The 21,136-nt window shown below is 63.0% G+C and carries 23 protein-coding genes, 2 pseudogenes and 1 riboswitch; of the genes and pseudogenes, 6 read left to right on the top strand and 19 right to left on the bottom strand.

Annotation, left to right across the window (positions count from 1 at the left end):
• Positions 1–7 precede the first annotated feature (7 nt).
• The 9 genes from AC1D10_RS17855 to coxB form a co-directional block, all read right to left on the bottom strand.
• Positions 8–763 carry an SURF1 family protein gene (locus AC1D10_RS17855; RefSeq protein WP_477274022.1) on the bottom strand — a complete coding sequence of 252 codons (756 nt, stop codon included), beginning with the start codon at positions 761–763 and terminating at the stop codon, positions 8–10.
• On the bottom strand, positions 760–1,146 hold the full coding sequence (locus AC1D10_RS17850; protein WP_379105762.1) for a DUF983 domain-containing protein: 387 nt from the start codon (positions 1,144–1,146) through the stop codon (positions 760–762). The genes AC1D10_RS17855 and AC1D10_RS17850 overlap by 4 nt, the downstream gene beginning before the upstream one ends.
• Before the next feature lie 3 nt (positions 1,147–1,149).
• A complete protein-coding gene (locus AC1D10_RS17845; RefSeq protein WP_477274019.1) occupies positions 1,150–1,641 on the bottom strand; it encodes a L,D-transpeptidase family protein in 492 nt (163 codons plus the stop codon).
• Positions 1,642–1,727: 86 nt separating this feature from the next.
• Positions 1,728–2,609 carry a cytochrome c oxidase subunit 3 gene (locus AC1D10_RS17840; RefSeq protein ID WP_477274017.1) on the bottom strand — a complete coding sequence of 294 codons (882 nt, stop codon included), beginning with the start codon at positions 2,607–2,609 and terminating at the stop codon, positions 1,728–1,730.
• Position 2,610: 1 nt separating this feature from the next.
• Positions 2,611–3,243 (bottom strand): cytochrome c oxidase assembly protein, encoded by a 633-nt coding sequence (locus AC1D10_RS17835; protein WP_477274015.1) that lies wholly within the window; start codon positions 3,241–3,243, stop codon positions 2,611–2,613.
• Between the two features lie 8 nt (positions 3,244–3,251).
• Positions 3,252–3,413, bottom strand: coding sequence for a hypothetical protein (locus tag AC1D10_RS17830; RefSeq protein WP_379106651.1), 162 nt, complete (start codon positions 3,411–3,413; stop codon positions 3,252–3,254).
• 2 nt (positions 3,414–3,415) lie between these two features.
• A complete protein-coding gene (locus tag AC1D10_RS17825; protein WP_477274013.1) occupies positions 3,416–4,360 on the bottom strand; it encodes a heme o synthase in 945 nt (314 codons plus the stop codon).
• Between the two features lie 73 nt (positions 4,361–4,433).
• Positions 4,434–6,086: a cytochrome c oxidase subunit I gene (gene ctaD, locus AC1D10_RS17820; protein ID WP_379105753.1), complete on the bottom strand. Its 1,653-nt coding sequence runs from the start codon at positions 6,084–6,086 to the stop codon at positions 4,434–4,436.
• Between the two features lie 37 nt (positions 6,087–6,123).
• Positions 6,124–6,990 (bottom strand): cytochrome c oxidase subunit II, encoded by an 867-nt coding sequence (gene coxB, locus AC1D10_RS17815; protein ID WP_477274010.1) that lies wholly within the window; start codon positions 6,988–6,990, stop codon positions 6,124–6,126.
• Positions 6,991–7,367: 377 nt separating this feature from the next.
• Between coxB and AC1D10_RS17810 the strand changes: the two genes are divergently transcribed.
• The 4 genes from AC1D10_RS17810 to AC1D10_RS17795 all read left to right on the top strand — a co-directional run bounded on the left by AC1D10_RS17810 (position 7,368) and on the right by AC1D10_RS17795 (position 10,898).
• A complete protein-coding gene (locus AC1D10_RS17810; protein ID WP_477274008.1) occupies positions 7,368–7,937 on the top strand; it encodes an invasion associated locus B family protein in 570 nt (189 codons plus the stop codon).
• Between the two features lie 10 nt (positions 7,938–7,947).
• Positions 7,948–8,439 (top strand): N-acetyltransferase family protein, encoded by a 492-nt coding sequence (locus AC1D10_RS17805; protein WP_477274006.1) that lies wholly within the window; start codon positions 7,948–7,950, stop codon positions 8,437–8,439.
• An 84-nt stretch (positions 8,440–8,523) separates the two neighbouring features.
• Positions 8,524–9,936 (top strand): metalloprotease TldD, encoded by a 1,413-nt coding sequence (gene tldD, locus AC1D10_RS17800; protein WP_477274004.1) that lies wholly within the window; start codon positions 8,524–8,526, stop codon positions 9,934–9,936.
• 179 nt (positions 9,937–10,115) lie between these two features.
• Positions 10,116–10,898 (top strand): transglutaminase-like cysteine peptidase, encoded by a 783-nt coding sequence (locus AC1D10_RS17795; protein ID WP_477274003.1) that lies wholly within the window; start codon positions 10,116–10,118, stop codon positions 10,896–10,898.
• 19 nt (positions 10,899–10,917) lie between these two features.
• Here AC1D10_RS17795 and AC1D10_RS17790 read toward each other — a convergent pair whose 3' ends face one another.
• The gene (locus AC1D10_RS17790; RefSeq protein WP_477274001.1) at positions 10,918–12,159 is read right to left on the bottom strand and encodes a class I SAM-dependent RNA methyltransferase; all 1,242 of its coding nucleotides are present in this window, start codon (positions 12,157–12,159) and stop codon (positions 10,918–10,920) included.
• Positions 12,156–12,920, bottom strand: a complete 765-nt coding sequence (locus tag AC1D10_RS17785; RefSeq protein WP_477273999.1) for a TlyA family RNA methyltransferase — start codon at positions 12,918–12,920, stop codon at positions 12,156–12,158. The genes AC1D10_RS17790 and AC1D10_RS17785 overlap by 4 nt, the downstream gene beginning before the upstream one ends.
• Positions 12,921–13,064: 144 nt before the next feature.
• On the opposite strand from AC1D10_RS17785, the pseudogene AC1D10_RS17780 reads away from it, so the two are divergent.
• Positions 13,065–13,280, top strand: a pseudogene (locus tag AC1D10_RS17780) (GFA family protein); the annotation flags it as partial.
• Between the two features lie 26 nt (positions 13,281–13,306).
• On the opposite strand, the gene AC1D10_RS17775 reads toward AC1D10_RS17780, so the two are convergent.
• The 6 genes from AC1D10_RS17775 to AC1D10_RS17750 form a co-directional block, all read right to left on the bottom strand.
• Positions 13,307–13,600 (bottom strand): hypothetical protein, encoded by a 294-nt coding sequence (locus AC1D10_RS17775; protein WP_477273997.1) that lies wholly within the window; start codon positions 13,598–13,600, stop codon positions 13,307–13,309.
• A 148-nt stretch (positions 13,601–13,748) separates the two neighbouring features.
• Positions 13,749–15,662: a 1-deoxy-D-xylulose-5-phosphate synthase gene (dxs, locus tag AC1D10_RS17770; RefSeq protein ID WP_477273995.1), complete on the bottom strand. Its 1,914-nt coding sequence runs from the start codon at positions 15,660–15,662 to the stop codon at positions 13,749–13,751.
• 150 nt (positions 15,663–15,812) lie between these two features.
• Positions 15,813–16,733 carry a pirin family protein gene (locus tag AC1D10_RS17765; protein WP_477273993.1) on the bottom strand — a complete coding sequence of 307 codons (921 nt, stop codon included), beginning with the start codon at positions 16,731–16,733 and terminating at the stop codon, positions 15,813–15,815.
• A gap of 34 nt (positions 16,734–16,767) precedes the next feature.
• Positions 16,768–17,034, bottom strand: coding sequence for a DUF2277 domain-containing protein (locus tag AC1D10_RS17760; protein WP_379106621.1), 267 nt, complete (start codon positions 17,032–17,034; stop codon positions 16,768–16,770).
• A gap of 110 nt (positions 17,035–17,144) precedes the next feature.
• The gene (locus AC1D10_RS17755) at positions 17,145–17,396 is read right to left on the bottom strand and encodes an exodeoxyribonuclease VII small subunit (protein WP_027035956.1); all 252 of its coding nucleotides are present in this window, start codon (positions 17,394–17,396) and stop codon (positions 17,145–17,147) included.
• 3 nt (positions 17,397–17,399) lie between these two features.
• Complete coding sequence (locus AC1D10_RS17750; protein WP_379105723.1) at positions 17,400–18,326, bottom strand: histone deacetylase family protein; 927 nt, start codon at positions 18,324–18,326, stop codon at positions 17,400–17,402.
• Positions 18,327–18,447: 121 nt separating this feature from the next.
• Positions 18,448–18,627, top strand: a riboswitch (cobalamin riboswitch).
• Positions 18,628–18,677: 50 nt separating this feature from the next.
• Between AC1D10_RS17750 and bluB the strand changes: the two are divergent.
• A pseudogene (bluB, locus tag AC1D10_RS17745) lies at positions 18,678–19,259 on the top strand (5,6-dimethylbenzimidazole synthase); the annotation flags it as partial.
• 170 nt (positions 19,260–19,429) lie between these two features.
• Here bluB and AC1D10_RS17740 read toward each other — a convergent pair.
• Complete coding sequence (locus tag AC1D10_RS17740; protein WP_477273990.1) at positions 19,430–20,413, bottom strand: hypothetical protein; 984 nt, start codon at positions 20,411–20,413, stop codon at positions 19,430–19,432.
• Between the two features lie 95 nt (positions 20,414–20,508).
• A complete protein-coding gene (locus AC1D10_RS17735; protein WP_477273988.1) occupies positions 20,509–21,117 on the bottom strand; it encodes a TetR/AcrR family transcriptional regulator in 609 nt (202 codons plus the stop codon).
• Between the last annotated feature and the right edge of the window lie 19 nt (positions 21,118–21,136).

The raw sequence follows: 21,136 nt of genomic DNA, 5'->3' as shown, positions 1-21,136 counted from the left end.
ATAGCCTTCATTCCTCTTTCACGGGACGGCGAAGCCGCAGGATGAGCACGGCGGCGAGCGCGGCGGCAAGGCCATACCAGGTCATCGCATATTGCAGATGGCTGTTCGGCAGGTCGATGATGGTGACGCCGCCGACCGGCAACCCGCCCGGATTTGGCGTCTTGTCGGCATCGATGAAGATCGGCACCAGCGTGGCGCCCGCCGGCAGCCCGGCACTCGCCGCCATGGCGTCGCGATCCTTCCAGTAGAAGATGTTCTTGGCCACGTCGTTGTCGGGAAGCATCATCGACGGCTTTGCCGGCAGCGGGTTGCGGGCGAGGCCGGTGATCGTCACCTTGCCCGTCACCTGCCCCTTCGCGCGCTTGGCGGCATCTTTCAGGTCGTAGGGCACGAAGCCGCGATTGATCAGGACGAAGCGGCCATCGTCGAGGGCCAGTGGCGTGTAGACGTTGAAGCCGGCGTCGCCGTCCCAGGTCGCGTAGAAATGCCGTTCGCCGGAATGCAGGAAAGTGCCGCTGACGGTCACCGGCGTATAGTCGACGTCTCCGGTCGAGGCGAATTCTTTTTCGACCTCGGCGAGCGGCCGCGGCACCGAGTGCGTCCGCTGATCGATGGTCTGCAGAAGGCCTTCCTTCCACTGCAGGCGCTGGACCTGCCAGGTGCCGAGCGCCAGCAGGATCAGTATCAGAACCAGGCCAAGGCCGAGCAGCAATGCCGTCCTTGGCCGCGAACGGCCGCCAGTTCTAACGGATGCCTCGGTCATTCGCCGTGATCCAGCCGGCCCTCGGCCGCCTTGTTGCGGTATTGCAGCGTCAGCAGCACGCCTTTGATCAGCCGCAGCGCCGTCAGGCACAGCACAACAGCCAGCGGAATCCAGACCAGCAGATGCAGCCAGAGCGGAGGGCTCAGCGTGACTTCAACCCAGAGCGCCAGGCCGACGATGATGAAGCCGATGATCAGGATGACGAAGACCGCCGGCCCATCGCCGGCATCGGCGTAGGAATAATCGAGGCCGCAATTGGTGCAGCGCTTGCCGACGGTGAGGAAGCCGGAAAACAGCCGCCCCTCGCCGCAGCGCGGGCAGCGGCCGTGCAGGCCGGCCGAGATCGGATCGATCGGCGGCCAGATCGCCTTGTCGTCGCTCATTGCTTACCGCTCGATCTCGATCGGTGTGCCGTCGGCCACCATTGCCCAGATTTCGTCCATGTCGGAGTCCGTAACCGCAATGCAGCCATCGGTCCAGTCGACCAATTGAAGCAGCCAGCCCCACCAGCCGAAACCATTTGGCTGGCCGTGGATCATGATCATGCCGCCCGCGTCGACATTGCGTGCCTTGGCGGCCGTCAGATCGTCGGCATTGGGATAGGAGATATGGATCGACTTGTGGGCGATGCTGTTCGGGTTGCGCCAATCGAGGACATAGCGCCCCTCGGGTGTGCGCTGATCGCCTTCCTGGTGCTTGTGGCCGATGGGATCGCCGCCGAGCGCGATGCTGTAGCTGCGCAGCACCTTGCCGTCGCCGACCAGTTCCAGCAGCCGTTCCGCCTTGTGCACGCGCACCAGATCGACCCTCTCGGCGGCAAAGGCCGGAGCTATCGCGATCATGCACGCGTAGATGGCACAGAGAACAGTCAGCCGCATTGGCCATCGATCGGCGATCATTGCGCCGAAAAGAAGAAGGCGGCCACGTCGCCGCGGCCGCCTCATCAAAACTCCTCAGACCGGTATCAGTGACCTTCGATCACCGCGCCGACCGATCCCCAGACATAGATCGATGCGAACAGGAACAGCCAGACCACGTCGACGAAGTGCCAATACCAGGCGGCCGCCTCGAAGCCGAAATGCTGCTTGGGGGTGAAATCACCCTTCATCGCCCGGATCAGGCAGACCAGCAGGAAGATGGTGCCGATGATGACATGGAAGCCATGGAAGCCGGTCGCCATGAAGAAGGTGGCGCCATAGATGGAATCCTTGAAGGCGAACGGAGCATGCATGTACTCGTAGGCCTGCACCATGGTGAACAGCATGCCGAGGCCGACGGTCAGCACCAGGCCGTTGATCAGCCCCTTGCGATCACCATGGATGAGCGAATGGTGCGCCCAGGTGACCGTTGTGCCCGACAAGAGCAGGATGACGGTGTTGTAGAGCGGCAGGTGGAAGGGATCGAGAACTTCCATGCCCTTCGGCGGCCAGACACCGCCGGTAAAAGCGGTGCGGGCGTATTGCTGAGCCTCGCTCGGGAACAGGCTGGCATCGAAGTATGCCCAGAACCAGGCAACGAAGAACATCACCTCGGATGCGATGAACATGATCATGCCGTAGCGCAGGTGCAGCGACACGACACGCGTGTGATGGCCCTCGTGCGCTTCCTTGATCGTGTCCGACCACCAGGCGAACATGGTGTAGAGGACGATCGCCAGGCCGATGAAGAACAGCCACGGATTGGCGATGTTGAAACCGAAGATCGGGAAATCGCCGGCCTTGAGATACTGCATCAGGCAGACGCCGCCGATCGCGGTCACCAATGCGCCGATGGACCCCAGGAAAGGCCATGGGCTCGGGTCGACGAGATGGTAGTCATGGTGTGGTTTTGCGTGCGCGTCTGCCATATCAACCCCCGAGATTTGCTTCGGTATTCGAAATTGTCTTGCTATTGCCCTGGACCGGCTCCGACGACGCGACCGGCTTGCTCTTCTCGACCGGGAACATCGTATAGGACAGAGTGATTGTCTTCACGTCCTTCAGTTCCGGTACGTTCACGATGTCGGGATCCACATAGAACACGACCGGCATGTCCAGCGTCTCGCCGGGCTTCAGCGTCGTATCGGTGAAGCAGAAGCACTCGACCTTGTTGAAGTAGGGTCCCGCCAGTTCCGGCTGCACGTTGAATGTGGCGCGGCCGGTCACGGGGCGATCGAACTTGTTGGTGGCCTGATAGTGCGCCTGCACCGTCTCGCCGATCTTCATCGTCATCGACCGTTGAACCGGCTGGAAATCCCAGGGAACGCCGGCGATGTTGGCATCGAAACGGACGGTGATCTCACGGTCGAGCACGCGACCGGCATATTGCTTCTCGGCACGCTGCGTCGTGCCGCCATAGCCCGTCGCCTGGCAAAACATCTTGTAGAGCGGCACCGCTGCATAGGCCATGCCGATCATGCCGCCGAAGAAGGCCACACAGACGAACGCGACGATGCGGTTTGTGTTCTTCTTCGTTGGGTCAGTGACTGTCGCGCGGCTCATCGTCGTCCTCACATCGATCCGGAGACGTGATGGCCGAACTTCACGATCGTCGCGATGTAGAAAATGATGACCAGCACCGCCAAAGCCAGGCCGATGGCGACAGAGCGGTTGCGTCTGGCCTTCCTCTGCCGCTCGGTCAGCGTGACCAGCTCGAGCTTTTCTTCGATCATGGTCATGCTCCACCCATTGCAAGCGCGCGCTCGACGACGCTATCGGCGAGATAGGAGGCGAAGATGGCGAAGAGATAGAGCAGCGAATAGGCGAACAAGGCCTTGGCCGGCTTCATCACGCGGTCGTCGTCGGCCATATCAAGCACCTTCCACGCGTACCAGACAAAACCCAACCCGAGCAGCACGGCGGCGACGCCATAGACCGGTGTGGTGTAGCCCAGCAGCCACGGCAGCACGCCGACCGGCGCCAGCACCAGTGCGTAGGCGAAAATCTGACGGCGGGTCGAGGCATGGCCGGCGACGTTCGGCATCATCGGAATGCCGGCGCGGGCATAGTCCTCGGACTTGAACAGCGCCAGCGCCCAGAAATGCGGCGGCGTCCACAGGAAGATGATCAGGAACAGGACAAAGCTTTCCAGGCTGACGCTCCCGGTTATCGCAGCCCAGCCGATCACCGGCGGAATGGCGCCGGCGGCGCCGCCGATGACGATGTTCTGCGGCGTCCAGCGCTTCAGCCACATCGTATAGACGACAGCATAGAAGAAGATGGTGAAGGCCAGAAGCGTCGCCGCCAGCCAGTTGGCGAGCACGCCGAGCGTCATCACCGACAGCACAGACAACACCAGCCCGAAGCCCAGCGCCTCACCGGGAAGGATGCGACCGGCCGGGACGGGACGACCGGCGGTGCGCGTCATCACCGCGTCGATGTCGGCGTCATACCACATGTTGAGCGCACCGGAGGCGCCGGCACCGATGGCGATCGACAGGATCGCGATCACCGCCAGCAGCGGATTGATCGTCACCGGCGCGGCGACCATCCCGACGAAAGCTGTGAACACCACCAGCGACATGACGCGCGGCTTCAACAGGGCGAAGAAATCGCCCGCCGTCGCTTCCGACATGCGGAAGCCCGCTTCGTCAATGCTGGTTTCGTCGACTAGGGCCATGCGTACTCAAGTCCATCATTCCGTTTGGCCAAAACCGCCGGCAGGCCGGCGGTTTCGATTCCATGCTGCCGCCTTATTTGATCTTCGGCAGTTGCTCCCACTGGTGGAAAGGCGGCGGCGAAGGCAGCTGCCATTCCAGTGTCGTGGCACCTTCGCCCCACGGATTGGCACCGGCGACGCGCTTCTTCTGGAAAGCCTCGAACACGCCATAGAGGAAGATCGCCACACCGACGGCCGAGATATACGAGCCGTAGGACGACACCATGTTCCAGCCGGCAAACGCGTCCGGATAGTCGATGGTGCGGCGCGGCATGCCGGCAAGGCCGAGGAAATGCTGCGGGAAGAAGATCAGGTTGACACCGATGAAGGTGACCCAGAAATGGGTGTTGGCGATGGCAAAGGAATACATGTAACCGGTCATCTTCGGGAACCAGTAGTACCAGCCGGCGAAGATGGCGAAGACCGCGCCCAGCGACAGCACGTAGTGGAAGTGCGCGATGACGAAATAGGTGTCGTGCAGCGAGCGGTCGAGACCGGCATTGGCCAGCTGGACGCCGGTGACACCGCCGATGGTGAACAGGAAGATGAAGCCCAGGGCCCACAGCATCGGTGGCTTCAGCGAAATCGACCCGCCCCACATGGTGGCGATCCAGGAGAAGATCTTCACGCCCGTCGGCACCGCGATGACCATCGTGGCGAAGACGAAATAGCGCTGCGTGTCGAGCGACAGGCCGGTCGTATACATGTGGTGCGCCCAGACGATGAAGCCGACAGCGCCGATCGCCACCATCGCGTAGGCCATGCCGAGATAGCCGAACACCGGCTTCTTCGAGAAGGTCGAGACGATGTGGCTGATGATGCCGAAGCCCGGCAGGATCAGAATGTAGACTTCCGGGTGACCGAAGAACCAGAACAGATGCTGGAACAGGATCGGATCGCCACCGCCGTCGGGTGCAAAGAACGTCGTGCCGAAATTACGATCGGTGAGCAGCATCGTAATGGCGCCGGCCAGCACCGGAAGCGACAGCAGCAGCAGGAAAGCGGTGACCAGCACCGACCAGGCGAACAGCGGCATCTTGTGCAGCGTCATGCCCGGCGCACGCATGTTGAAGATGGTGGTGATGAAGTTGATGGCGCCGAGGATCGACGAGGCGCCGGCAATGTGGATCGACAGGATCGCCAGATCCATCGCCGGTCCGGGCTGACCCGAGGTCGACAGCGGCGGATAGAGCGTCCAGCCGCCACCGACGCCGTAGGCGCCAGGTGCGCTCGGCATGAACATCGAGCCGAGCAGCAGGATGAAAGCCGGCGGCAGCAGCCAGAAGGAGATGTTGTTCATGCGCGGGAAGGCCATGTCAGGCGCACCGATCATGATCGGCACCATCCAGTTGGCGAAACCGCCGATCAGGGCCGGCATGACCATGAAGAAGATCATGATCAGCGCGTGCGCGGTGGCGAAGGCGTTGTACATGCTCTTGCCGCCGTCGATCGCGGCGTCACCGTTCATGCCGTAGACCATCTGTGCGAGGCCGCTGAAAATCTGGATCCCCGGCTCCTGCAGCTCCATGCGAATGGCGACCGACAGGGCACCGCCGACGATGCCGGCGAAGATCGCGAAGATCAGATAGAGCGTGCCGATGTCCTTGTGGTTGGTGGAATACACCCACCGGACCCAGCCGTGATACGGCTTGTGGTCGTGGTCGTCGTGAGCTGCAGCGCCTGCCATGTTCCGCTCCGTTCCCTGATCTTTTCTGGCCGCGGCATCAGTTGCCGGCGGCCGCTACCTTGTTCACGCCATCGACCTCGGCCATCAGCGCCTTGTTGGCCCCGGGCAGGTCGGTCTTGGCTGCTGCCAGCCAGCTGTTGTACTGCGCGTCGGAGACGACGCGGATGGCGATCGGCATGAAGGCATGGTCCTTGCCGCAGAGCTGCGAGCACTGGCCGTAGTAGAGGCCTTCCTTGTCGGCCTTGAACCAGGTCTCGTTGGTCCGCCCGGGAACCGCGTCCATCTTGATGCCAAAGGCAGGCATGGCGAAGGAGTGGATGACGTCCGCCGCGGTCACCAGCACGCGGGTCATGGTGTTGACCGGCACGACCATCTCGTTGTCGACGGCGAGCAGGCGCGGATAGGCCGCGCGGTCTTCCTTGCCGGCCTTGGCCCGGTCTGCTTCCTGCAGGATCGCGGAATTGAAGGAGAGCGTCTTGTCGACCTGGTATTCGTAGTCCCAGTTCCACTGGTTGGCAGTTGCCTTGATCGTCAGCTTGGCGTCTTCCGGCGGCGTGTATTGCGCGGTGAGCAGCTGGAACGAAGGAATGGCGATGCAGAGCAGAATGACGACCGGGCCGACGGTCCAGATCACCTCGATCAGCGTATTGTGGCTGGTCTTGGAGGGAACCGGGTTCACGCTCGCGCGGAATTTGAAGATGCAATAAGCAAGCAGACACAGCACCAGTATGGTGATCGGGACGATGAACCACATCGTGTAGTTCCCGAACCACTCGATCTGCCGCATCATGTCGGTTGCCGGCGCCTGGAAGCCGGTCTCCCAGTCCTTGGGCTGATCGGCATGGGCGGATGCGCCGGCGAAAAACGTGGCGGCGACAACTGCGCCTGCTAGGAATCTTCTCATCGCCCTCATCGTCTCCCAGTTCCTCGCGGCGTGCCCCACGAGAATAACGAACAATGCCGGGACGGGAATCCCGACAGTCTCAAGGTGGTTCAAACCATACTCTTTTTCCCTCCGCAAGAAAGGAGCGGGCGAAACCGTGCGGCATTTTTGCGCGCAAGCGCGGATGTGCCTTTGAAGGTAACGGCAACGGCCCCGAATCGCGTATGTTCGGCCCACCGCACCATTCCTGCGGGCCGGGCGTGCCGGCCGTCGCAATTCGGGCGAAATTGGCAGGGAAAAAGCGCCGTATTGGCTTTTTCGGGGCAGACCGGTTGCGGTCTCATCCTTTACTTGGCTTTGGCGCGGCTTAAAGTGCCGTGATTCGCAATGGAGCCGTCATGAACCCTTGGCTTTCGAGACTTGCGCTTTCGAGAATCCTGGCGAGGGTCATCTTTCTCGCCGCCTTGTCCGCAATCGGCCCTTCCGTCATCGGCCTGTCTTTTATGGGCTTGTCCAGCCAGGCCAATGCCGCGCAGCCGAGCGGGACTGTCCGCTCGACGCATGGCGCATGGTCGATCATCTGCGACACGCCGGCCGGCGCCACCTCCGAGCAGTGCGTGATGATGCAGAACGTCGTCGCCGAGGACCGACCCGAGATGGGATTGTCGGTGGTCGTGCTGCGCACCGCAGACAACAAGGCCGAGATCCTGCGCGTGCTGGCGCCACTGGGCGTGCTTTTGCCCAACGGGCTCGGCCTCAATGTCGACGGCAAGGACATCGGCCGCGCCTATTTCGTGCGCTGCTTCCAGGATGGTTGCTACGCCGAGGTCATTCTTGAAAAACCGCTGCTCGACACGCTGAAGACCGGCACGTCGGCCACCTTCATCGTCTTCCAGACCCCGGAAGAAGGCATCGGCATCCCGGTCGACCTCAAGGGTTTCGCCGACGGTTTCGCCGCCCTGCCCTGAGCCTGACTGTTTGGCCTTGAAACTGCTCGATCCGGACGATTTCGAGATCTTCAAGCGAATTCGCCTGGAGGCCTTGCGTGTTGCTCCCGAAGCCTTCGCCAGCAGCGTATCGGATTGGGAAAGTCTCCCTGACGAGGAGTGGCGTCGGCGCCTGACGACCAACCCGGTCGTCGTCAGCTTCCGGGGCGAAGAGCCTGTCGGCATAATGGGCCTGATGCGGCAGCAGGGCAGCAAGATGGCGCACCGCGCCACCATCATCATGGTCTATTTGCGCGACAGCGAGCGTGGCGGCGGACACGCCGTCGCGATGCTCAATCTGCTGCTCGATCATGCGCGCGCATTGGGCATAAGGCAGGTCGAGTTGGCTGTAAGCGCGGAAAATCCCGCCGCCATACGATTTTATCAACGCGAAGGTTTTCAGGAAATTGGCTGCATACCTGCAGGCTTTCTTCATGAGGGCCGGGAGATCGACGAAATCGTGATGGCGCGCCGCCTGACATAGGATCTGTGTGTTCCATCGTGAGGATTGCCGAACGGCGCCCTGGCGCCTACATCCGGTAAAACCGCTTATTGAAGGGCCCGCGCCATGAACAGCCTGATCGGCCAATTCGACATTTCAGACGATCGCATCAAGCAGATCGTTGCCGACACCATAAACGGCGCCGATGACGGCGAGCTGTTCCTCGAATACAGCGAGAGCGAAGCGCTGATGTTCGACAATGGCCGGCTGAAGACCGCCAACTTCAACACCGACCAGGGGTTTGGCCTGCGTGCGGTCGCCGGCGAAGCCAGTGGCTATGCCCATTCCAGCGACCTTTCCGAAGCCTCGCTGCTGCGCGCCGCCGACGCCGTTTCAACCGTCAAGGGCGGCTATTCCGGCACGCTCGCCGCAGCACCGGCCCGCACCAACCGCCATCTCTATGGCGACGAGAATCCGATCCCCTCGCCCTCCTTCGAGGCCAAGGCAAAGCTGCTGCAGGAAATCGACGCCTGGCTGCGCGCCGAGGACCCGCGCGTGCGCCAGGTTTCAGCCTCGCTGACCTCGTCCTGGCAGCATGTCGAGATCGTGCGCGCCGATGGCCAGGTGGTGCGCGACATCCGCCCGCTGGTCAGGGTCAGTGTTTCGGTCGTCGTCGGCGACGGCGACCGACAGGAGAGCGGCTCCTACGGCATGGGCGGACGCAAGGCCTTTGGCGACTTCCTTGTCGAGGACAGCTGGAAGCACGCCGCCAGGGAGGCGCTCAGGCAAGCGCTGGTCAATCTTGAGGCCATACCGGCGCCGGCTGGCACCTTCGACATCGTGCTGTCCAGCGGCTGGCCGGGCGTCATGCTGCACGAGGCCGTCGGCCATGGGCTGGAAGGCGACTTCAACCGCAAGAAGACCTCGGCCTTCGCCGGCCTGCTGGGCCAGCAGGTCGCCGCCAAGGGCGTGACGGTCGTCGATGACGGCACCATGCCGGAGCGGCGCGGCTCGCTCACCGTCGACGACGAAGGTACGCCTTCAGCTCGCAACGTGCTGATCGAGGACGGCAAGCTGGTCGGCTACATGCAGGACCGCCAGAATGCCCGGCTGATGGGCATGAAGGCCACCGGCAACGGCCGGCGCGAAGGCTATGCGCACCAGCCGATGCCGCGCATGACCAACACCTTTATGACGGCGGGCGACATGGAGCCGGACGAAATCATCGCCTCGGTCAAGAACGGTATCTATGCCGTGTCCTTCGGCGGCGGCCAGGTCGATATCACCTCGGGCAAATTCGTGTTCGGCTGCACCGAGGCCTACATGATCGAGAACGGCAAGGTGACGCAGCCGATAAAGGGCGCCATGCTGATCGGCAACGGGCCGGACGCCATGCACCGCGTTTCCATGATCGGCAACGACATGAAGCTCGACACCGGCATCGGCATGTGCGGCAAGGCCGGACAGGGCGTCCCGGTCGGCGTCGGCCAGCCGCATTTGCGCATGAACCAGATGACGGTGGGTGGCACCAGGGTTTGAGCATGCCGGGATGGAACATCACCTTCCAAACGATGTTTCCGAATGCAACCAACCATCCAAGGTCGTCATCTTGACAGGAGCCGGCATTTCGGCGGGATCGGCGTCGCAACGTTCCTCGATCCTGACGGGGTCTGGGGGAGAGACGGCATTTTCCAGCTAATCCCTCTCAGCACCTTGAAGTGAACACAATCGACATTAGGAAATTGTTATGTCTTCAACTGCCTGGGCTGCCTTTTGCGCACGGACGCAGCACCAGCTTCCTCGTTGCGGTGGTGGTTTTGGCAATGCGGCTTTTCTCCGGCGTCCTGACTTCGTCTTTCCTACTTGGCTTCGTTTCGTTAATTGGTGCGACATCGCTGCAAGCCAGCCCGGCGGCAGCACAGTCGACGTTGTTCAAGTCGCGATCGACGCAATCTTCAACGGAAGGGCTGCGCTCCGCCACCGTTGGTGCAAGCACCAGCGTCCCCTACGGTTGGGTCGATTTCTGCCATCGTCGACCAAAAGAGTGCAAGGTACGCGCTCTGCCGGCCGCGAATGTCAAGCTGACGGCGCAGAACCTACGCATCCTCAAGCGGATAAATCAGAAGGCGAACAGCGCCATCAAACCCGTCAGCAATTTCGATCACTGGGGCACGATGGCGGACCACTGGGATTACCCCGTGGACGGCAAGGGCGACTGCAAGATCTACGCCCTCTACAAGCGCAAGCTTCTTCAGGAGGCGGGATTCCCGCGGCAGGCGCTGTTGATGACCGTGGTGCGCGACCTGGACAATGAGGGCCACACCATCCTGACGGTGAAAACCGACAAGGGCGATCTTGTCCTGGACAATCTGGTCAATGAGATCAGACCTTGGAATGCGACGGGCTATTACTTCCTCAAACGCCAGTCCCAGCAGAACCCAAACACATGGGTGTCGATCAACCAACGGGGCGGCACGTCGAAACGACTGTCGCCAAGCTAGTAGGAGCCGAAACCCACGGCTACCGCCTCTTTCTCGGCTTCTCCAGCAGCGCCACCGCCTCGACATGCGGCGACCACAGGAACTGGTCGATCGGCGTCACGCTTTTCAGGGTGTAGCCGCCGTCGAGCAGAATGCGCAGGTCGCGAGCGAGCGTCACAGGATTGCAGGACACCGCAGCAACGTAGGGGACATCCGAGCGCGCGATCTGCTTCGACTGGTCTTCGGCGCCGGCGCGTGGCGGGTCGAATACCAGGCCGTCGAAGGCATTCAATTCCTTGAAGGTCAGCGGACGCCGGAACAGGTCGCGGCGTTCGCCCGTCACCCGCTTCAGACCGCTCGCGAAGCGTGATCCCCGGTCGAGCGCCGAAAGGGCTGCCGCATCGCCCTCCACCGCATGGACTTCCGACTTCGCCGCCAGCCGCAAAGCAAAGCTGCCGCAGCCGGCGAAAAGATCGGTGACCTTCTTGGCACGTTTGAGATGTCCGCCGACAATATCGGCCATGGTCTGTTCGGCGGCCACGGTTGCCTGCAGAAAGGCGCCCGGCGGCACGGCGACAGCGACACTGCCGAACATGACGACAGGCTTCCTTGGCTCGATGATGATCTCGTCATCGATCGACAACCTGGCAAACCCCTGAGCCAGGACGAAGTTGGAGGCGACACGACGCTGGTTTTCGCCGAGCTTGCCGGATTCGTGAAGCGCGACATCGAGGCCCGAACCGGTCACGGTGACCGCCAGCCGGAACGATTTGGTGGTGGCGCAGACCAGTTCGGCGAGCGCCTTCAGCCGATCGAGTGCGCTGACGATCTCGGGCACCGAGATCGGGCATTCCGAAATGGAGATGATTTCCGGCGACAGATGGCGATTGAAGCCGAGCTGCATGCCTGTATCGGTGCGCCGTGCGGCGAGCACGACACGGCGGCGCGTGTGCGGCACGCAGGCGACCAGTTCGCCGACCTCGCAATCGATGCCCTTGCCCTTCAGGGCGTGCACCACCTTTTCGCGTTTCCACTGGCGGTAGGCTTCGGCTTCGAAATGCTGGAGGGCGCACCCGCCGCATTCGGTGAAATGGCGGCAGGCGGGTTCGATGCGCAGCGGCGAGGCTTCCAGCACCGCCATCAGCGTGGCGCGATCCCTTTCGCGCGCGGCGTTGACGACCTCGCCGGGCAGCGTGAAGGGAATGAACAGATCGCCGCTCTCGGTCTCGGCGATACCGTCGCCCTGGGCGCCGAGTTTCCTGATGCTGAAGCGCGCGCTCATCGATCCTTGATCCCACCGAGCAGGAATTCGCGGTTGCCGTCGCCGCCTTCGATCGGCGACAAATGCATCCCCAGCGAGCGCCAGCCGGGAACGGCGTCCAGCCAATCCTGCAGCAGGCCGGCGACACGGGCGGCATCGAAGGGATCCTTCAACAGGCCGCCCTTGCCGATCGCTTCGCGGCCCGCCTCGAATTGCGGCTTGACCAGAAACATGGCGGCGGCACCTGCCTTCGCGATGGCGAGCGCCGGCGGCAGCGCCAGTTTCAGCGAAATGAAGCTGACATCGGAAACGATGAAATCCGGGATCCGGCCGGCCAGATCGGCGACTGTGAGATCGCGCGCGTTCAGGCCCTCGATGACAGTCACACGCCGATCGTTGCCGATATCGGGATGCATCTGGCCATGCCCGACATCGATGGCGGTGACGTGGGCCGCACCGCGCTCAAGGAGGACCTGGGTGAAGCCGCCGGTCGAAGCGCCGATGTCGAGTGCTTCGCGGCCAGCGGGATCGAGGCCGAAATGGTCGAGCCCGCCGATCAGCTTGAGCGCCGCGCGCGACACGTAGCCTTGCGCAGGATCATCGATGGCGATCAGGCATTGCGGCAGAACGTTCTGGCCGGGCTTGCGCGCAATGACACCGTCGACGGTCACCGTACCGCGTTCGACCGCGTCGCGAGCGCGCGAGCGGCTGGCAAAGAGCCCGCGCTGGACGAGCAGGTCGTCGAGCCGCTGGCGGGCGCTGGCTGGCAAAGGCAAGTTCATCGGCCTTCATGGCGAAAGCTGGTCGCGAAGGCAAGGACATTGGGGCGGGTACATCGTTGGAAGCCGTGCGAACCCATCAAGCCGCTGCGCCGCTTGCGCGCATAGCATCGGGTCCGGCACAATACGCGCGCCGGAAAGAATGCGCCTTCGTTCGAGATGCTGTTCTGTCCCACTTGCGCATGCGTGCTCGCCTGGCGTGGCTTGCGCTCCAGCCCCACTGGCCGCACTCGAATCCCCGTCAATGTCAGGCTTGCACCGCCGGAGGCCGTCGCCGACTTGCCGATCGACCATTTCGATGGTCTCGACACTTACGACGACCTGCCGCGCGATGGCCGCTGCGTGCGCGACATGTGGTTCTAGCGCGCCGCTTGAACGGGCGACATGCCCTAGAAAATGGTTCGCGAAGCCTGGCGATCGACGGCTGGAGACAAGCCGTCGCCGCGATCCCCCGAAGCCTGCTCGCGGGGAGGCTCGGGCGCGCCCACAGGCGCCGGACCGGGATCCGGCAGGACGACCAGTTGCGGCACCTGCTTGTAGGAAAAGCCGCCGCGGATATCGCCCATCTTGCCGGCGATGATGCCCATGGCCGCCTTTTCAAGGCTGCGATCATAGCGCGTTTCGGCGGCGGCCGGCGCGACGATGGCCGCTGAAAGCGCCACGCCGCACAGAAGCGTTCTCATTGTTGTTGTCTCCCTGCCTGATCACGGTCTAGCAGGGCGCCGTTGAAAAACGGCCAAGAGACAGGGTAAGCAAATCGCCAAACGGCAGCCTTAACAAGGCGTTAAGACATCAAGCCGGCAAACTGATTCAAGCCCTTGAGATTTTGATTCAGGCGCGCTGGGCGCTGGCTGTATGGCCGAGGGCGACGAACACTGTGCGCACGATGCCGGCGGCATCCAGCCCGGCATCGGCATACATCTTTTCCGGCTTGGCGTGGTCGGAGAATACGTCGGGCAGCACCAGCGGGCGCACCTTCAGGCCGCTTTCCAGTAAGCCTTCATGGGCGAGAAACTGCAGCACGTGGCTGGCGAAGCCGCCGACGGCGCCCTCTTCCACCGTCACCAGAACCTCGTGCGAGCGGGCCAGCCGCCGGATCAGATCCTCGTCGAGCGGCTTGGCGAAACGGGCATCGGCGACCGTGGTGGAAAGCCCGGCCGCGCCAAGCTCCTCGGCGGCAATCAGGCAATCCTGCAGCCGCGTGCCGAAGGACAGCAGTGCGACCTTGCTGCCTTCCCTGACGATACGGCCCTTGCCGATTTCGAGGATCGCGCCGCGCTCCGGCATGTCGACGCCGACGCCGTTGCCGCGCGGATAGCGGAAGGCGATCGGGCCCTCGTCATAGCTCGCCGCGGTGCGCACCATGTGGCGCAGCTCCGCTTCGTCGGCCGCCGCCATCACCACAAAACCCGGCAAGGTTGCCAGGAAGGTGGTGTCGAAGGCGCCGCAATGGGTGGCGCCATCGGCGCCGACGAAGCCGGCGCGGTCGATGGGAAAACGCACCGGCAATTTCTGGATCGCGACGTCGTGGACGACCTGGTCGTATGCGCGCTGCAGGAAGGTCGAATAGATCGCGGCGAACGGCTTGTAACCTTCGGTGGCGAGGCCGGCGGCGAAGGTCACCGCGTGCTGTTCGGCGATGCCGACATCGAAGGTCCGCGACGGAAACGCTTCGCCGAACAGGTCAAGGCCGGTGCCGCTCGGCATGGCGGCGGTGACCGCGACGATGCGGTCATCCTCACGCCCTTCCTGGACCAGGCTTTCGGCGAACACCTTGGTGTAGGCCGGTGCGTTGGCCGGCGCCTTGGCCTGCGCTCCGGTGATGACGTCGAACTTGTTGACGCCGTGATATTTGTCGGCGGCGGCCTCGGCCGGCGCGTAGCCCTTGCCCTTCTGGGTGACGACATGGATCAGCACCGGGCCTTCGCCATTGTCGCGGACATTCTTCAGGACCGGGATCAAATGCTCCAGATTGTGACCGTCGATCGGGCCGATATGATAGAAGCCGAGTTCCTCGAACAGCGTGCCGCCGGTGACATAGCCGCGCGCATGCTCGACCGCCCGGGTGATCGCACGATCGGCGCGCTTGCCGAGATAGGACGTCAGTTTCTTGCCGAAGTCGCGCAGGCCGACATAGGTCTTGCCCGAGGCCAGACGCGCCAGATAGGCGCTCATCGCGCCGGTCGGCGGCGCGATCGACATGTCGTTGTCGTTGAGAATGACGATGAGCCGGGCATCGAGCGCGCCGGCATTGTTCATCGCCTCGTAGGCCATGCCGGCCGACATGGCGCCGTCGCCGATGACGGCGATGACGTTATTGCGGCCGCCGGAGAGGTCGCGAGCGGCGGCCATGCCGAGGCCGGCCGATATCGATGTCGAGGAATGGGCGGCGCCGAAGGGATCGTACTCGCTCTCGGCGCGGCGGGTGAAGCCGGACAGGCCGCCCTCCTGACGCAAGGTGCGGATACGGTCGCGGCGGCCAGTCAGGATCTTGTGCGGATAGGCCTGATGGCCGACATCCCAGATCAGCCGGTCATCCGGGGTGTTGAAGACATAGTGCAGCGCCACCGTCAGCTCGACCACGCCAAGGCCGGCGCCAAGATGGCCGCCGGTGCGGGACACCGCGTCGATCAGCTCGGCGCGAAGCTCGGATGCCAGTTGTGGCAGTTCGCTCTCGGCAAGCGTGCGCAGGTCGGCAGGGATGCGGACCTTGTCGAGGAGCGGCGTATGCGGCGTTGCGTTCACGGGTAGGCCTGCTCGGGCTTTCTGTTCATGGGCGGGATAGGCCGCCGGCCGGCGAAAGTAAATGCGTGTCAGTGACGCGGATCAGGTTGTGGTTCTATCTGTTGGGCATGATCTCGTCCGAAAACCGGTTCCCATTCTCGGGATCATGCCCTAGCTTTCCGGCAGCGGGATAAATTCTTCCTCATCGCCGGGAACGATGTCGAAGCGGCCCGTCTTCCATTCATGCTTGGCCTGCTCAATGCGCTCCTTCGACGACGAGACGAAATTCCACCAGATGTAACGCTTCGAGCCGAGCGAGGCGCCGCCGAACAGCATGAAATGCGCGCCTGTCTGCGACGACACAACGATCTCGTCACCGGGCCGGAACACCAGCAAGCGCTCGGCCGGGAAAACGTCGCCCGAAATCGAGACCTCGCCTTCGAGCGTGTAGATGGCGCGCTCTTCCGCGTCGGCGGGAATTTTCACGCTGGCACCGGGCGCCAGACGCAGATCGGCATAAAGCGTCTCGGAGTCGGCCCTCACCGGGGACCGCAGCCCCTGGAAATCACCGATGACGATGCGCCCGCTGACGCCTTCGGCATCGATCTCGGGAAGTCGAAGCGCTGCGGTGTTTTCGAACACCGGGGCCACTTCTTCCTTGCCGTCCGGCAATGCCAGCCATGTCTGCAGGCCTGAGACCGACATCGGCGCGCCGCGCAGTTCCTCGGGCGTGCGTTCCGAATGAACGATACCACGGCCGGCGGTCATCAAATTCACGTCGCCGGGCTGGATGACCATTTCGGTGCCGAGTGAATCGCGATGCCTGATCTTGCCGTCGAACAGGTAGGTCACCGTCGACAGACCGATATGCGGATGCGGGCGGACATCGAGCGCCTGGCCGGCGCGCAGGATCGCCGGGCCCATGCGGTCGAAAAAGATGAAGGGCCCGACCAGCCGCCTTTTGGCGGTCGGCAGGGCGCGGCGCACCTGGAAACCGCCAATGTCCTTGGCGTTCGGGATGACCATCAGCTCGATCTGGTCGCTGGCAAAGGCATCGCCGACTTCAGGGTCTTTCCCAGGGAAGAAGTTCATGCACTCTCCTTGTCAGCGGCCGCGCCTACTTGCGTCAGGCAAAACGGACCGCGGCTTTTGCCCGCGCCTTAGCTGCCACCTCTTCGCGATTGCGGGGATGCTGATGGGTTTCGAGGGAATCGAGAAGCTCACGGGCCGATGCCGCGATGGCCTCGACGGCGTGGTCAAACGCGTGCTGGTTCTGCTTCGAGGGCCGTGTCGTTCCGCTCAATTTGCGGACAAACTGAAGGGCTGCGTCGCGCACCTCGTCATGGGTTGCAGGCGGATCAAAATTGAACAGGGTCTTGATGTTTCTGCACATCGTTTGCGAACCTCCTCTTCCTGAAGCCGTTTCAATCGGGGCGAATTCCATCCTCGATCATGATCATGTCCAAAAACCGGTGAGGCAAGACCATCGTTCGGGAGCATGCCTCAGTCGGCGTCGAGCGGCTCCGTTCCAACCGGCTTGCCGTCGCGCGACAGCCTGATCTTCTCGACCTTGTCCTCGGCGGCCTTCAGCAACCGGTCGCAATGTGCCTTCAGCGCCTCGCCGCGCTCGTAGATGCGGATCGACTGGTCGAGCGGCACGTCGCCACGCTCCAGATCATCGACGATCTTCTCCAGCGCGTCGAGTGCCTGTTCGAAGCTCATCGCCTTGATGTCTTCGTTGGTCTCACCAGCCATCATTCATCCTTTCATCAGTCGCCCGACATGGGCGGCGACCGAAAATGCCAGTCCCTGCAGATCGTAGCCACCCTCGAGCAAGCTGACGAGCCGGTTGCCGCTGTGGCGCGTGGCGCGCTGCATCAACTGGCCGGTCGCCCAGTCAAAATCGTCCTCGGTCAGGTTGATCTCGGCCAATGGATCTCGGTGATGCGCGTCGAACCCGGCCGAAATGATGATCAGGTCCGGCGCGAAATTGTCGAGCGCCGGCAGGACCCGCGACAGGAAGGCGTCGCGGAAAACCTCGCTGCCGGTCTGCGGCGCCAACGGTGCGTTGACGATGTTGCCGGCGCCGGTTTCGCTCTTTGCCCCGGTGCCGGGATAGAGCGGCATCTGGTGCGTCGAGCAATAGAGCACCGTCGGATCGTCCCAGAAAATATCCTGCGTGCCGTTGCCGTGGTGCACGTCCCAGTCGACAACGGCAACGCGCTCGACGCCATGTTTCCTCTGTGCATGGCGCGCCGCAATCGCCGCCGTGTTGAAGAGACAGAAGCCCATGGCGGTGGTTTTTTCGGCATGGTGGCCGGGCGGTCGCGCGGCGACGAAGACATTGTCGGCGCGGCCTGTGAAAACGTCGTCCACGGCAGCGTTGGCAGCACCAATCGCCGTGATCGCCGCTTGCCAACTCTTCGGGCTGGCGGTGGTGTCGGCGTCGATGCGGGCAATGCCCGTGTCGGGAATGGATGCGCGGACGCGGGCGACGAAATCGGCGGGATGCGCGTAGAGGATGGTGGCCTCGTCGCCCTCCGGCGCCTGGACGCGATCGAGCGTGGCAAAAGCCTCGTCGTCGAGCACACGCTCGATGGCGCGCAAGCGGTCGGGCCGCTCGGGATGGCCGGGCGGCGTGATGTGCTCGAGGAAGATCGGATGGCTGTAGAGACGGGTGGTCATCGCCCTAATCTAGTGACCCGGATCGACAAAGGCCATGCGCAGGCGGTTGATGACTGGGGAAAATCACGCCTGCGTCCATTGGTGTCGCTACGGGCATTGGCGTCGTTAGCGCTTCGGCGTAAGGTCGGCGCCACTGCCTGGTGCTCGCCGCAAGCGAGAGAATCGGGAACACGGTTGAATTCCGTGGCGTGCCCAACGCTGTAAGGGGGACCGCGCCGGTAAATGCCACTGTCGATGACGGGAAGGCACCGGACGCGGGTTGATCCTGAGCCAGAAGACCGGCCTGGCAGGTATCGTCGTCCGCATGGTCAGGCGGATGACATCTACACTGCAATCGCAAGGGGACACGCGATGCCGGAACACATGACCGCTCCAGTTGGCGACGGATTTGACCAAAGTGCACGCAACGCGGTTTACCGCGCCATGTTCACGCGGCGCGATGTCCGCAGCCATTTCCTGCCCACCGCGCTCGAAGATGATGTGCTGGCGCGGCTGCTGCTTGCGGCCCATCACGCGCCATCGGTCGGCTTCATGCAGCCATGGAACTTCATCGTCATTCGCGACACCGAGCGACGGCAGAAGGTGCGCGACCTGTTCCTGGCGGCGCGCGAACAGGAGTTGCCAGCCATCGCGGAAGAGCGACAGGCGCTCTACCGCAAGCTCAAGCTGGATGGCATCTGCGAAAGCGCGCTCAACATCTGCATCACCTGCGACCGCCAGCGCTCGAAGGGTTCGCCGCTGGGGCGCTGGCACAATCCGGAGATGGACCTCTACAGCACGGTTTGCGCGGTGCAGAACTTCTGGCTGGCGGCGCGCGCCGAAGGTGTTGGTGTCGGCTGGGTCAGCATCATCGAGGCGCAGGCGTTGAAAGATCTGCTGTCAATTCCCGAGCATGTGACGCCGGTCGCCTATCTCTGCGTCGGCCGCGTCTCGGAGTTCGCGCCAAAACCGGACCTTGAAACGCACGGCTGGGGACGCCGCCTGCCGTTGCCGGAGCTGATCATGAGCGAGATTTTTTCCGGGCAAGGCGAAGCGCCGCTCAAATCGACCGTAACGCGCCTCAACGCTGTCGGCGCCGCACCGGCGACGGCGACCGCCGCTGATCAGCCTGTCGCGCCGGCCGTGCCCCAGCGCGAGCCACCGAAGGAGGCCAGCGCCTTGTCCTTGAGTTCCCTGAATTTCGACGACGCTTCGGCCAGCCGGGCGTCCCACTCGGGATCGGGCACCTGGCCCTCGATGGTCCTGAAATAGACCTGCATCAGGCAGGCGATGGCGAAGGGTTCGATGAACGCGGCCTTGAAAGCCCAGGCGAAGACAATGGCGAGCACGAAGGCCCAGCCCGCGAGCTGCCCGGGCATGAGGAAAAGAATGGCACCGGCCGGAGCCAGCATCAGCAGGAAGATGACGAACGACACGCCCCACATGATGACCGCCAGCCAGACGGCGTTCTTGACCATGATCCTGCCGTTCTGGGCGTAGAGCACGACGCCTTGCCGCGCCGTCTCGAACGGCGAGGCTGAATTGATGCGGACGTTGTAGCCCAGGATGATCTCGTCGACATAGGTCAGCGACAGGCGGATCACCGTGTTGATGAAGGAGACCAGGCCGCTCAAGCCCGGGATCGGCAGGAAAGCGGCGACGCCGCCGATCAGGCCGGTGATGGCGCGGATGGCGCCCTTGACCAGCTGGTCGACGACGAAAAGGATGTTGGCTTCGGCAAAACGCCGGGTGACGATGTCCTTGGCGTAGGCAATCTGGTTCTGGCCGTCGGGAATATCGCGGCCGTCGATCAGATGGACCATGACGGCGATATGGCCGGCCTTGACGACGTAGAGGATGTATTCGCGGATCCAATAAACGGCGATCGAGACGATACCGAACCCGACCACGCCGCCCCACAAGGCAAATGACAGCGGCCCGTCAGGATCGGTGGAGATATGGCCGATACCATAGCCAACGGAGGCGCCCGCACCGGTCGCAATGATGTAGGCCAGCGTGATGCCGAAATAGACGATCATGCGAAAGACAATGAAGGGCCAGGTCCGCATCATGATAGACACCGACCTGCCGATATCGAAATCCCACATGCCCCGAATCTCCGCTTCAGAGATGGCGCGAGAGGATGCGCTCAAACCGGCTATTGTCAATTGCGGGCAATGGCGCCGGACCGCCTATGGGGATTTCAGTTCGGCTGCGGATCAGGCTTTTTGAGCAGGCCTTCGAGCAGTTGCTTGAACGCCGTGACCACCTTCTTCGACGTCGCTTCGGGGTCGCTCGAATTGGCGATCCGTTGCGCCGCCTGACTGCTCGCCCCGTTGATCAGCCGCGAGGCAGTCTCGGGGTCGAGGCTGGATACGACAACCCCCTCCTCCTGCAACATCGTCAGATGGCTGGTCATTGAAGCGATGCATGCATTGGCATTCGGCCATTGTGCCGGATCTCCCAGCACGGCTGGGCCATCCCGGAACATGATGCGCTGGATTTCCGGTTCCAACGCCATCTCGATATAGGTCGTGCATTCGTCGACGAAATGCTGCCAGCGGGTCGGCGCTCTCGACGCCACTTCGTTCACGTGCGCCGCCATCTCGCCGTCGATTTCGGCGATGACCGCCTGCAGCAATCCCTTCTTGTCGCCGAAGTGATGATAGAGTGCGCCGCGCGTCAGCCCGGCCGAGGCAGTGAAATCATCCATCGAGGCTTCAGCATAGCCGATCGTGCCGAAGGCGTGGCGGGCCGCCGCTATCAGCTTGGCGCGCGTCTCGGCGATCATTTCCTTGCGAGGTTTGTGCATGGCTTCTGGACCTACTAAC

Source organism: Mesorhizobium sp. P2_A8, assembly GCF_056404935.1.
This window is presented reverse-complemented; position numbering and strand designations above follow the sequence as displayed.